The 13,101-nt window shown below is 66.3% G+C and carries 9 protein-coding genes; 4 read left to right on the top strand and 5 right to left on the bottom strand.

Going from position 1 to position 13,101, the window contains the following annotated elements; genetic code table 11:
- Positions 1-3: 3 nt before the first annotated feature.
- Positions 4-2,208: a TonB-dependent receptor gene (locus tag AC3IR9_RS18225; protein WP_489292498.1), complete on the bottom strand. Its 2,205-nt coding sequence runs from the start codon at positions 2,206-2,208 to the stop codon at positions 4-6.
- 123 nt (positions 2,209-2,331) lie between these two features.
- Between AC3IR9_RS18225 and AC3IR9_RS18220 the strand changes: the two genes are divergently transcribed.
- The 3 genes from AC3IR9_RS18220 to AC3IR9_RS18210 all read left to right on the top strand — a co-directional run bounded on the left by AC3IR9_RS18220 (position 2,332) and on the right by AC3IR9_RS18210 (position 7,717).
- The gene (locus AC3IR9_RS18220; RefSeq protein WP_489292497.1) at positions 2,332-3,195 is read left to right on the top strand and encodes a helix-turn-helix transcriptional regulator; all 864 of its coding nucleotides are present in this window, start codon (positions 2,332-2,334) and stop codon (positions 3,193-3,195) included.
- 219 nt (positions 3,196-3,414) lie between these two features.
- On the top strand, positions 3,415-4,893 hold the full coding sequence (locus AC3IR9_RS18215; RefSeq protein WP_489292496.1) for a SulP family inorganic anion transporter: 1,479 nt from the start codon (positions 3,415-3,417) through the stop codon (positions 4,891-4,893).
- A 214-nt stretch (positions 4,894-5,107) separates the two neighbouring features.
- The gene (locus AC3IR9_RS18210) at positions 5,108-7,717 is read left to right on the top strand and encodes a methyl-accepting chemotaxis protein (protein ID WP_489292495.1); all 2,610 of its coding nucleotides are present in this window, start codon (positions 5,108-5,110) and stop codon (positions 7,715-7,717) included.
- A 41-nt stretch (positions 7,718-7,758) separates the two neighbouring features.
- Here AC3IR9_RS18210 and AC3IR9_RS18205 read toward each other — a convergent pair whose 3' ends face one another.
- The 3 genes from AC3IR9_RS18205 to AC3IR9_RS18195 form a co-directional block, all read right to left on the bottom strand.
- The gene (locus tag AC3IR9_RS18205) at positions 7,759-8,880 is read right to left on the bottom strand and encodes an acyltransferase family protein (RefSeq protein WP_489292493.1); all 1,122 of its coding nucleotides are present in this window, start codon (positions 8,878-8,880) and stop codon (positions 7,759-7,761) included.
- A gap of 276 nt (positions 8,881-9,156) precedes the next feature.
- On the bottom strand, positions 9,157-9,723 hold the full coding sequence (locus tag AC3IR9_RS18200) for a DUF1003 domain-containing protein (RefSeq protein ID WP_489292492.1): 567 nt from the start codon (positions 9,721-9,723) through the stop codon (positions 9,157-9,159).
- Positions 9,724-10,070: 347 nt separating this feature from the next.
- Entirely contained in the window at positions 10,071-10,466 is a 396-nt protein-coding gene (locus tag AC3IR9_RS18195; protein WP_489292490.1) for a DUF2628 domain-containing protein, read from the bottom strand.
- Between the two features lie 183 nt (positions 10,467-10,649).
- On the opposite strand from AC3IR9_RS18195, the gene AC3IR9_RS18190 reads away from it, so the two are divergent.
- On the top strand, positions 10,650-10,829 hold the full coding sequence (locus tag AC3IR9_RS18190; protein ID WP_489292489.1) for a hypothetical protein: 180 nt from the start codon (positions 10,650-10,652) through the stop codon (positions 10,827-10,829).
- A 42-nt stretch (positions 10,830-10,871) separates the two neighbouring features.
- On the opposite strand, the gene AC3IR9_RS18185 is transcribed toward AC3IR9_RS18190, so the two are convergent.
- Entirely contained in the window at positions 10,872-12,917 is a 2,046-nt protein-coding gene (locus tag AC3IR9_RS18185; RefSeq protein WP_489292488.1) for a TonB-dependent receptor domain-containing protein, read from the bottom strand.
- Positions 12,918-13,101: the final 184 nt, after the last annotated feature.

The following is a 13,101-nucleotide window of genomic DNA, read 5'->3' as shown; positions in this document are numbered from 1 at the left end:
TTTCTAGAACCGGTAGCCCAGCTCGGCACCGACGATCCGCGGGCGGTCCACCGGCCCGTAGACATTGCCGTCGCGACCGAATGCCAGGTTGTCGAAGATCAGGCCGTTGATGCGGCGCTTGTTGGTGAGGTTGTCCACGTAGACGCGGGTGGTCCATGGCCCCTGTTCGTAGCCCAGCTGCACGCCGATGACCGCCACCGCCGGCTGGAAGGCACGGTTGCGTTCGTCCAGCGCCATGCGCCCGTTGAACGAAGACTCCACCCGCGCGAACACGCCGGAGCGGTGCTGGTAACGCGCCGCCAGATACGCGGTGTAGGTCGGTGTCAGCTTGACCTTGTTGCCGGCCAGGCTCTGGTTGTCGCCCACCAGCAGGGTGCGGTACTGCGCGTCCACATAGCCGGCGTTGGCGGTCAGGGTAAGGCCGGGCAGGACCTGCAGCGCGCCTTCCAGTTCCACCCCGCGTGAGCGGATGGAGGCGTCCGAGCCGACGTAGTCCGAGGAGATTGGGCGGCCGTTGGCATCGGTGGCCAGCTGGATTTCCTGCCAGTTGTCCGAGTCGATCTGGAACACGGCACCACCGACATGGCCACGACCGTCCAGGACGTTCATCTTGAAGCCGGCTTCGTGGCTCCACATCATTTCCGAGGCGTAGCGCAGCACCTTGTCGTTGACCACGTCACTTTGTGCAGCGGCCAGGTTGAAGCCACCGGGGATGTAGCCTTTGGCGGACGCGGCGTAGAAGGACAGCGTGTCGGAGGCGTCGTAGCGCAGCGACAGGCGCGGCAGCGTGGCGGTGAAGGTGTGCGACAGCGCGGCGTCGCGGTAGTAGACGATGCCGCCGGGTCCCAGGTCGAGCAGCCCGGCCTGCTGGCGGGTGGAGCGGCGGGCCTGTTCGTAGCGCAGGCCCAGGCTGCCGGTCAGTCTGGGCAGCGCGGGCGGGGTATAGCTGAGCGTACCGAACACGCTGTAGTCCTGGCCGTCGGCGCCCTGCCGCGGCGCCAGCACATAGCTTTCCAGCCCGCGTGGTGGCGGGCCGACCAGCGTGCCCAGCATCGAGTCCTTGTGGACGCGGTAGGTGGAGACACCGCCGATCCAGGTCAGCGGCTGGTCGTTGGGCGAGGTGAAGCGCAGTTCGCCATTCCAGTTGCGTTGTTTGTCATGGATGCGTCCGGCCAGCGCGGGCGTGGCGGTCATGTCGAAGTCGTAACCGCCGGAGGTGTCCTGTTGTTCGCGGTAGGACACCGCCGCATCCATCGTGCCCCGCGCCAGCTGCCATTGCGCGCTGGCACCGGCGACGTTCTCGGTCTTGCTGGTGCGCTTGGGCGCATCGTTGATGTAGGTGTAATCGCCGGCGTGGCGGCCACCGTTGTAGCGGTCGGCGTAAGTGCGGTTGTACAGGCCCACGTCCAGTGGCAGGTATTCGTACTCGAACATGCCCGGCGCGCGCGTGCCCAGGTGATAGGCGATGGCGTTGATGGCCAGGTAGTCGGTGGGTTCCCAGCGCAGCTTGCCCTGCAGGTAGGTTTCCTTGACCTTGCCCTGGATGCCCGCGAACGGCGTGAGGTTCCGCAGATGGCTGTCTTCATCGGAGGCCATGAACGCCAGCGAGCCGAACAGCCGGCTGCTGTTGCCCAGTGCGCCGCCGAGGAAGCCATCCACGCTGCTGCCATGGCCGTTGCCGAAGTGCGTGGCGCGCAGGTTGAGCTCGCCCTCGGGGGTGGCCGAGGGCGAGCGGGTGCGCACCAGTACCAGGCCCGATTCACTGTTGGCGCCGTACAGGGTGCCTTGTGGGCCGCGCAGGATCTCCACCGAATCGACATGGTTGAGCACCGCGTTGCTGAGCTCGCGGAACGGAATGCCATCGATGTACACCGAGGCACGGTTGACCAGGAACGGATTGGACTCGATGCCGCGGATGGAGATGAACATGTCGCTGAGCTGGCCCATCACATTGAACTTGACGTTGGGGGCGAGCTTGTCCAAGTCGCGGAACTCGCTGACGTTGGCCTGTTGCAGGGCCTCGCGGTCGAGCACGGTGACCGAGATGTCGCTGCGCAGGTAGGGCGTATCGCGTTTGCTGCCGGTCACCACGATGCCGTCCAGGTCGGTGGCCTTGCTGGCGGTGGGCGCGCGCTGCGCGGAGGCAGGGCGGGCCTGCAGGAACGGGAACGCTGCGACAAGCGCGACAGCGAGTACGGCGTGCTTCACACGGAACCCCTTTGGCGGTGGCGCAGGCGCCACGGTATTGAGAATGATTCCCGCATGTTATTGTGTAACAATTGAGAGGCGCCGCTCCATTCCTGCGCGGATCGCTCCAAAGCAGGAGACGCGATGACCCGTTCCACGCTGGATCCGGCCGACAGGGCGGCCGCGCGCCTGGCCGCCGAAAGCGGTGGCGCGCTGGATGCCTGTGTCGGCACGGCAGACGGTGCGGTGTTGTTGGCCCGGCACCGTTTCGGCGCTGCCGCCGGCGGCATGGGCAGCGGTGCGGGCGTTCGAATCGGGCTGCTCGACGCCGGTGGCGGCCCGCTATACCAGCGCACTGCATTGGGCCGGATCGAACGGCCGTGGCGGCCCGGCGTGATCAACGTGGCACTGCCGGGGTGCCATGGCGAGTACCGCAGCCCGCCGCTGGACCTGCTCGGCCTGGTGATCGACCCGGCGCGGCTGTCCGGGGCCGGTGTGTCGATGGAGGGCCTGCACGCGGCGGCGGCCGATCTGCATGACGACCCCGTGGTGGCATCGGTGTTGTGGGCGCTCTGGCACTGTGCACAGGCACATGCGGCGTCGACCGCGTTTTTCGACCACGGCGTGGACATCGTGCTGCAGCGGCTCAGCCGCATCGGCGGCCGCGAGCCGCTGCGGACCTCCCCGGTCCGTGCGCTGTCGCCGGCGCGGGTACGTCGCGTGCACGACTTCATCGAGCATGGCCTCGGCGAGGATCTCAGCGTGGCCGGCATGGCCGGCGCAGCCGGGCTGGACAGCAGCAGCTTCAGCCGCCGGTTCCGCCAGGCCACCGGGATGACGCCCTATGCCTACCTCACCTGGCGGCGGATGGAGGCGGCCAAGACGCTGCTGCTGGCCGGTCGCGCCGTTACCGAGGTGGCGCTGGCGGTCGGCTACGCCAATCCGGGCAAGTTCGCGGCCGCCTTCCGGCGTGTCGTCGGCCACACGCCGAGTGCCTGGCGTCGTTGACTGGTTGTCCCTGCGCCGGCATCGATCGTGGCTGGTTTGAGCCATCGACTGCGCTGGGGTATCCTGCGCGCCGCTGTCGCCCCTTCCGGCCGGATCCCATTGTGATGACCCCACCCTGATACCGCGTTGACCACGCGCCCGCGCCAACGCCGGGTCCAGGGAGTGTTTTGTCCTCATCACACAACGTGTCGCGCGCAGTGCCGACACGTGGAGATTTCAATGTCTGTTTCCTATCCGCTGCGCCAGCAATGGCTCGGCAATATCCGCGGTGACCTGCTGTCCGGCGCGGTGGTCGCGCTGGCGCTGATTCCCGAAGCCATCGCCTTCTCGATCATCGCCGGGGTCGACCCCAAGGTCGGCCTGTACGCCTCGTTCTGCATCGCGGTGGTGACCGCCATCGCTGGCGGCCGCCCGGGCATGATCTCGGCCGCCACCGGTGCAATGGCGCTGGTGATGGTGGACCTGGTGCGTGACCACGGCCTGCAGTACCTGCTGGCCGCCACGATCCTGGCCGGCGTGCTGCAGCTGGTTGCCGGGGTGCTGAAACTGGGCGTGTTGATGCGCTTTGTCTCGCGCTCGGTGATCACCGGTTTCGTCAACGCGTTGGCGATCCTGATCTTCCTGGCGCAGATGCCCGAACTGATCGGGCGCTCGTGGCACGTATGGGCAGTGTGCGCGGCCGGCCTGGCGATCATCTACCTGCTGCCACGCCTTACCCGCGCGGTGCCCTCGGCACTGGTGGCGATCGTGGTGCTTACCGCGCTGTCGATCGGCCTGCATTGGGATATCCGCACCGTGGGCGACATGGGTGCGCTGCCCGACAGCCTGCCGGTGTTCCTGTTCCCCGACGTGCCGCTGAGCTGGGAGACCCTGCGCGTGCTGCTGCCGGTATCGGCGACGCTGGCGGTGGTGGGCCTGCTGGAATCGATGATGACCGCGCAGATCGTGGAGGACATGACCGACACGCCCAGCCAGCGCAACCGCGAGTGCGCAGGACAAGGCCTGGCCAACATCACCGCCGGGCTGTTTGGCGGCATGGGCGGCTGCGCGATGATCGGGCAGTCGGTGATCAACGTGACGTCCGGCGGGCGCGGGCGGTTGTCGTGCCTGGTGGCCGGCGTGCTGCTGCTGTTGCTGGTGGTCTACGGTGCCGAGTGGGTCCGGCAGATCCCGATGGCCGCCCTGGTGGCAGTGATGATCATGGTCAGCATCGGCACCTTCCACTGGCGTTCGTTCGCCGAACTGCGCCTGCATCCGAAGAGCTCTTCGCTGGTCATGGTGGCGACGGTGGCGGTTACCGTGGCCACCCACGACCTGGCCAAGGGCGTGCTGACCGGGGTGCTGCTGTCGGCCCTGTTCTTCGCGCGCAAGGTGGGGCGGATGCTGCAGGTAGCCGACAGCACCGACGCCGACGGCACCCGCACCTACACGGTACGCGGCCAGGTGTTCTTTGCCTCGGCCGGGCAGTTCGCGGCCAGTATCGACCTGCACCAGGTGCCGGCACGGGTGGTCATCGACCTGACCCACGCGCATTTCTGGGACCTCAGTGCGGTGGCCGCGCTGGAACGGGTGGTGGGCAAGCTGCAGGCGCAGGGCGCGCAGGTGGAGGTACTGGGGCTCAACGTGGCCAGCCAGACCCTGATCGAGCGGCTGGGCAAACAGCCGGCGAAGACCGCGGTTCCGCCAGGCGGACACTGAATCCAGTCAGGAAGCCAGGCTCAATCTCTGCGCAGGGAGGCCGTTATCCAGCCTGATGCCCCGGCGCGTGCCACCGGGGTGGATGCCGCACCGTTTCCCCTGCTGGCTCGCGCGTGCGTTGCACCGCGCCGACCCGGACCGCAAAGGACTGCGTGAAGTCGTAGTGGCGCTTGCCGGCGTCTGCTGATCTGTACTCCTTTCCGGAACCGCCCCCATGTCCCGTTCCTCCGCTACCAAGCGCCCCGGCAGCATCGCCAACCGGCTGATGCTGGGTACTGCGTTGATTGCCATGCTCTGCTTTGGCGTTACCGCTGCCATCAGCTACCGCGAGGCCAGCCAGGCGCTGATCGATTCCTCGCGGCAGACCATGCAGAGCGAGGCCAATGCCGAAGCGCGCCGGGTGGGTGCCGAACTGGGCGTGGCGTTTTCCACCAGCCAGGCGCTGGCCGACAGCTTGGTGGTGCAGCACAGCGCCGGCAGCCTGTCGCGCGCCACCGTCGCGCAGGTGCTGCAGCAGCAGCTGCGCTCCCACCCCGAGTGGGTGGGCCTGGGCACGTTGTGGGAGCTGCAGGCCTTCGACGCCAAGGACAGCGACTTTGTCGGTGCCCCGGCACACGATGCCACCGGTCGCTTCATGAGCTACTGGTCCTGGCAGGACGGCACCCCGGTGCAGGATGCGTTGAAGGGCTACGACGTGCCCGGCGACGGCGACTGGTACCTGCGCCCGCGCGAGCTCAAGCGGCCGTTGGTGACCGAGCCCTACAACTACGAAATCGCCGGCAAGCAGGTGCTGATGACCACGCTGGCCACGCCAGTGCTGGACAACGGCACGTTCCTGGGAGCGGTCACAGTCGACGTCGGCCTGGGCGCACTGCAGGAGCGGCTGGCCGCGTTGCGTCCAATGGGCGAGGGTCATGTCGAACTGATCTCGCCGGGCGGCATCATGCTGGCGGCGGACGATCCGCGCGACATCGGCACGCGTCGCGACGACGCTGGCACGCGCCAGGTCCTGGCGGCAATCGGCGCCGACAAACCGTTCGAGAATTTCCAGGTGGATGCCGACGGCAACGTAAAGACTTACGTGCCGCTGCGCATCGGCAACAGCCAGGAGCGCTTCGCACTGGGCGTGGTGGTGCCGTATGCGTTGATCACCGCGCAGGCACGTGCGCTGCTGTGGATCATCCTGGCCGTTGGGCTGGGTGCGGCGCTGGTGCTCAGTGCCAGCGTGTACCTGCTGCTGCGCCGCCAGGCGATCCGCCCGCTGGCCGATGCGGTACGCCTGTCAGCCGAGGTTGCCGAAGGCCGCCTGGATACCGCATTGCCGCCGCCGCGCAATGATGAAGTGGGGCGCCTGCTTGAATCGATGCAGCGCATGCGCAGCCAGGTGCGGGCGGTAATGGCCGCACAGGCTGAAATGGCGCAACGCCACCAGTCCGGTGAGCTGAGCTACCGGATGGATGCGCAGGCCTTCCCGGGCGAGTACGGCACGATGGTGGATGGCAGCAACCAGCTGGTGGGCGCCAACATCGCTGTTACCCGGCGCCTGGTCGAGGTGATGCAGCGCTATGCAGTGGGCGACCTGTCCCAGGACATGGATCGCCTGCCGGGCGAGCAGGCGCGCTTCACCGACGCGATGGATACCACCAAGGCCAACCTGCGCGCGATCAATACCCAGATCCGCGACCTGGCGGGTGCGGCCGCGCTGGGCGATTTCACCCGGCGCGGCGACGTGGTGCGTTTCGACCACGATTTCCGCGGCATGGTCGAGAACCTCAACACCATGATGCAGGTCAGCGACGACAACCTGCAGCAGATCTCCGCACTGTTGCGCGCGATCGCCGCTGGTGACCTCACCGCGCGCATGCATGGGGAATTCCATGGCGTGTTTGCACGCATGCGCGACGATGCCGACACCACCGTGACCCAGCTGACCGACATCGTCGGCCGCATCCAGCAGGCCACCGACAGCATCAACCTGGCCGCTGGTGAAATCGCCTCGGGCAACAGCGACCTGTCGCGCCGTACCGAACAGCAGGCCGCCAGCCTGGAAGAAACCGCCGCATCGATGGAGGAACTCACCTCCACCGTGCGCCAGAACGCCGATCACGCCGTGCAGGCCAATATGCTGGCTGCCAACGCCGCGCAGGTGGCTTCGCAGGGCGGTGAGGTGGTGGGCCAGGTAGTCACCACCATGGCCGGCATCGAGGCCTCGTCCAAGCGCATTGCCGAGATCATTTCGGTGATCGACGGCATTGCCTTCCAGACCAACATCCTGGCCTTGAATGCGGCCGTGGAAGCGGCGCGTGCGGGTGAGCAGGGCCGCGGCTTCGCCGTGGTCGCCACCGAAGTGCGCGCGCTGGCGCAGCGCTCGGCCGGTGCCGCCAAGGAGATCAAGATCCTCATCGACGACTCGGTTGACCAGGTGACCCAAGGGTCGGCGCTGGTGCGCACCGCCGGCGACACCATGCAGGAGATCGTCAGTGGCGTGCGCCGGGTCAACGACATCATGGCCGAAATCTCGGCCGCCTCGAAGGAACAGTCGGCCGGCATCGAGCAGGTCAACCAGACCATCACCCAGATGGACGAGACCACCCAGCAGAACGCCGCGCTGGTGGAGGAGGCCACTGCCGCCGCACGCGCGATGGAAGAGCAGGCCCAGCAGTTGGGTACGGCCGTGGCGATCTTCCGTACCCGGGCCAGTGAAATGGCAACGCCGGCCAGCAGCCGAGCACCAAGGCTGGCCAGACTGATTGCCGAAGTTCCCCGTAACAACACCCGCGCGTCTGCCAAAGCATTGGCTGGCGGTGACGGGCAGACGTTCTGAGCCAACCGTTGCGCCGGCCTATCAGGCCCCGGCACGATGGCTCATCGGCCGTCGGTTCCAGTGGATACCATATTGCGCCGCGCGTTGATGGCGGCCAGTACGCGGTGCCCGGCGCGGATGCCGGGTACTTCGATCAGGCGGTACCCCAGGTGCGCCAGCGGCAGTGCAATGGCCAACGTCAGCACCGCGCAGGCCAGATATGCCAGTTCAGGCGATGCCACCGCCGCCTGGATGCGACGGAACACCGGAACCAGGATCGCGACCACGATCGGGTGTGCCAGATACAACGAGTAGCTCACCTGGCCCAGGTAGGTTGTCGCGCGATTGACCACAAGCCGCAGCGGGAGTTTTGACATTCCAAGCAGCACGACCGAATAGGCCGCACCGGAAACCACCCAGACCATACCGGGGCTGATTGCCGCGTACGCGATGCCCATGATCAGGCCGAGCAGCACTACGCCACCGCCGACCAGCGCCGCCTGGCATCGACGGCGCGCTGCGGCTTCGGGCACCCGTGGTAGCGCAGCGAACAGGTGATAGGCCAGTATCCCGTACAGGAACACCGGCAGGTGGCGCAGCAGGCCGTAGCTGCTCACTGCATCCACGCCACCGGCACCGAACAGACCCATACTGGCCAGGACGCTGGCGGCCGTGACCACGCATGCGGCGATCCAGGCGCGCTGCGGCCGGTCGATGATCCAGTACAGCAACGGGAATACCGCATAGAACAGCATCTCTACGCCGATCGCCCAGCTGGCCCAGACGATGCCGGTTTCCCAGCCGGTGAAAAGATTGAAACTGAAGGTGACATTGGCCAGGATCTCGGCGGCCGAATGGCCGGCGTGGCTGCCCCGACCGTCGCGCCAGATCGAGAACACCAGCAACAGGAAAAACAGCGGCGCAATGCGGAACAGGCGGTGCAGGTAGAAGCTGAGCAGTGGACTGGGCGTTTTTTCGTGGCGTGGCATGGTGTAGGCCAGCGAGAACGCACTGATGACGAAGAACAGCGCCACGCCCGTATCGCCCATCGCCAGCACTGCGCCCAGCACCGGGCCCGTGGCCACGGCCGGCGACGGTATCGCCATCACATGGAACAGCACCACATAGACCGCGGCCAGGCCACGCAGGGCATCCAGGAAAGCGAGTCGGTTCGACGGGGGCATGGCGGTCGTTGTCCAGGCGCTTGGCAGACGCCTTGCGCACGCGGGTGGAGGTCGCACCTGAGGGCACGATCTTAGTGGCGCATGCTATCACCGCGGCATGCTCGTCCATTCGCGGTCGTCAGCGATTGCGATCGGGCCGGGATACTGCGCAGTAAACCCCCAGGGTCAGACCGGACTGGTGCTGCTCCGATGATGGGCATGTCATGGCGCAGATCGACCAAGGTCAACGCGGTAGCGCAAGCGGGGCACGGCGGTGGTCCAGGCATGCATCCCCGCTCAGCCGCGCTCGTCAGGGGCGGCATTGCCGCGTGCCACCAGCGTGCTCAACAGATCGATCTGGCGCTGTTGCTGCTGCAGGATCTGCAGGAGGGTTTCATGGGTCACGGCATCGACCTTGTCGTGCAGCGACATGATTTCCATTTCCGCCTTGAGGTTCACCTCGTAGTCGTAGCTGGCCATCTGCCGGTCCTTCATGGCCTGCCGGTTCTGGCTCATCATGATCACCGGTGCCTGGATCGCCGCGAGCATCGACAGCATCAGGTTGAGGAAGATGTACGGGTAGGGGTCGAACGCGGTGCTGCCGAGGATTTCACTGTTCAGTACCACCCAGACCAGCAGTGCCGCGCCGAACAGCAGGATGAAGCGCCAGGACCCGCCGAAGCGGGCGACCTGGTCGGCGAGCCGTTCGCCGAACGTGGACTGCTCTGCGAGCCGTCGGTTGGGATCATCGATCACGGCCTGGCGGCCGATCACCCGGCGCGCAACGGCGTCCAGGTCATGGGTCTGTCGCCCGAGCCAGCGGGCAGCGCGTTCGAGGCGGTCGTTGGTGGGCGTGGTGGACATGCTCGGCTCCTGGGGACGGTCGTCGGCAGGGTGAGCGGTCGCGGTGGAAAGAGGGGTGAGGATGCGGCAGGTGGGTCGAGCGCCTGGCACCGATGCCCTTGCGTGCGAATGTCCCCCGGCGCCGTCCTGCGGCCGTCACCTCCTCCTTTATTTCGCACGCAAGGGCATCGGTACCCGCGTGTCGAGAATGCCGGCGGCCCACGGGAAATATCGAAGTACGCTCGCGTCATGCCGAACGATGCCGCGATCAGCGTCACCACCAACGGTGGTGACCTACCACTGGGTGAAGAACCAAAAAAAAGCCCGGTCATCAGACCGGGCCCTGTAGCAACCTGCGGCGTCAGCGCTTACCAGCGCATGCCCGCAAAGGGGTTCCAACCGGTGTCGCCTTTCACCTTCTCCAGGTAATAGGCGTAGTTGGCGGTCAGTGCGATCAGCAGCGACCAGGCAAAGCCGATGCCGTTGCCGACCACGCGGGGCATGAACGAGGCCAGGATCATCACCACGATGGTCAGGCCCAGAATGGTCAGTGCCTTGCGCCACATGCCCAGGATGAAGAAGTAGATCCAGCTGAAGAACAGCGCGAAGAAGTTGACGTTGACCTTCAGCTTCTCAGCAAACGGCAGCGCCTTGAGCGCGGCCTTGAAGCCCGGCGAGTTCGGTGCGCCGTGCTGGTTGAAGAAGTTGAAGCGGAACTGCCACTTCGGGCTGAGCGGTGCGGAAGAAGAGGTATTGGAGTCCATGTCCGTATCGTAGGTGTAAACGCTTCCATCATAGCGGGGGACAAATCGGCCCGCCAGTATTCTGGCGCCCTGTAGTCAACAGTGCCGACCCCGTCACACAACCGTAGGCATTTTGATATAGGGTGCGCATTCCGCGCGGCAGGGGCCGTGTGGCGTACCTGGAATGCATCGAGAAACCAGACCATGTCGAGTGTTGTGACACCGCCGGACCTCGCCCAGGCCGGTCCCTGCATCGTGCCGTGCCCCATTGCCACCCAGGCCCAGCATCAGTTGGCGCACCTGCAGTTTTCGCACGCCGGTTCGCGCGCGTTGTCGCGCCCGCCGCTGGCCGCCGACGTAGTGGTCGACGCCCTGCCAGCCTGACCGGCAGGCGCGCGGAGTCATCCGCGCGCCGCCGCGCCGCGCTTAGAAGCGCGCGGTCATCCCCAGGAAGTAGCTGCGTCCGGCCACGAAGTAATCGGTAGCGCCTTCGGCATACAGTTTCTTGTCGGCCAGGTTGCTGATCCCCGCGCGCACCGTTAGGGTCGAATTGACGTGCCAGGCGCCGGTCAGGTCATACAGCGTGTAGGCCTTGATGAAGCTGCTGGCCACCCCGGCCTGTTTGCCGGTGTATTGCGCCGATACCGTTGCCGAGAACGCATCCACCGGCGTCCAGTCCACCGACGAATAGCCGGAGAACTCCGGCGTGTCGATCAGGTTCTCGCCGGTGGTCAGGTTCTTGGCTTCCTTCATCCAGGTGGCCGCAGTCCGCCAGCGCCAGTGCTCGCCGAAGGTGAGGTTGAGGTTGCCTTCCATGCCGCTGGTGCGCGCGCGCTCGACGTTCTCCATACGCGTCCACCAGTAGTCGTTGAACTTGCCCAGGGGTTCGTACTCGATCTTGTTTTTGAAGTCGGTATGGAAGTACGTCAACCCGGTATCGACGGTGCCGTTGTCGAAGTTGAAGCCGATTTCGCGGTTGCTGCTGGTTTCCGGATCCAGGTCCGGGTTGCCGGCCATGTAACAGCCGCCGGTGATGTAACCCAGCGGACGCAGCGAGCCGCAGCCGCGACCGCCGGACTGGGTAGCCGCCGAGGCCGCGTTCTCGGTCAGGCTGGGGGCGCGGAAGCCCTTGGAAATACCGCCGCGCAGGGTCCAGTGTTCGGCGGGGTGGTAGACCAGGTAGGCGCGCGGGCTGACATGGCTGCCGAACTGCTCATGGTGGTCCAGGCGCGCACCCACGGTGAGCGCCAGCTTCTCGTGCAGCTTCAGTTCGTCCTCGACGAAGATCGCCCAGGTGTCCACTTCCAGCGACGACCCATCGACCGGGTTGCCGGCGTAATCCACCGGCGCCTGGCCGATGGTGTCGGTGTTGGTCAACTGCTGGCGCTTCCATTGCCCGCCCACGCTGAACTGGTGGTCCACCCACAGCGTGAAGGGCGTGCTGAGGCTGCCTTCCACGATCATGTCCTTGGCCTGCGAGCGCCCGGTCGGGCCGATGTCGTTCTTGAACTCGGTCCAGTACCCGGTCACCTTGGACGTACCGAAGGACCAGTTGCCGTTGTGGCTCAACGACAGGCTGGTGCGCTTGAGCTCGCTTGCCCCCCACGCACCGTCGCCTTCGTCTTCCAGCGTGGTGCTGGCAAAGGCCTGCTGCACGCCGTAGCCGGCTTCCAGCTGCAGGCTTTGCGCCTCGCTCAGTGTCCAGTCCAGCAGGGCATCGAAATTGCGGTCCTTCTCGCCGCCATACGCATTGCCGTAGACGCCGCCATTGCTGCGGTCCGAGTCGCGGTGGGTGTAGTTGGCGCCCACGCGCATGCCGATGCGGTCGGTAAGCGGGCCGGAGAAGGTGGTGCCGATCTGTTGTGTATCGCCGCGCTTGCTGTCCTGCGGCGAGGTGTAGTTGTGGGTGGCACTGCCGCCCCAGGTATCGCCGATGCGCCGGGTGATGATGTTGATCACCCCGCCCATCGCATCCGACCCGTACAGCGAGGACATCGGCCCGCGCACCACTTCAATGCGCTCGATCTGGTCCGGCGAAATCCAGTTGAGGTCCTGGCGGCCCAGGTCGGGCCGGTAGTTGGTGGAGGCCGAGCTGCCCACGCGCTTGCCGTCCACCAGGATCAGCGTGTAGTTGGACGGCATGCCGCGCAGCTTGATCTTGGATTGTTCGCCGGCCGCGCTGAGCCCGCCGGTGACGCCGGGAATGCGGCTGAGCAGGGTGCCCAGGTCGTGCACCGGCTGGCGCTCGATGTCTTCGCGGGTGATCACGCTGATGCTGGCCGGCGCATCCTTGATCCACTGCTGGTTGCCCGAGGCGGTGACCACCACCGTATCGAGATCCTTGGCCGCCGGGGCAGCGGCGTCGGCAAGCGCGATGCCGGGGCTGGCCAGCAGCAGGCAGACGGCGGCGGCGAGCGGCGCGCGCGCCAGCCGCACGGGAGAGCGGAGGGGGGAGGGGTTGAAAGCAGACATGACGGTCTTCCATGGAGGGAAATTGGATCCCCGACCGGGAAGCGGCTCGCGATGTCAGTACGACGCAGCAGGCAACCCGACCGGTGGGACTGCGCACGGCGGGGGCCGGCGCGTCTGGGTGGGTAGTGCGCTATCGCATGCCTGCCTGGTTAACGGAATGATAACCGTTTACAAAATGAATGGG

This window comes from Stenotrophomonas sp. GL_101 (assembly GCF_057835675.1).
Note: the sequence above shows the minus strand (reverse complement) of the source record. Positions and strands in the feature narration are given on the sequence as shown.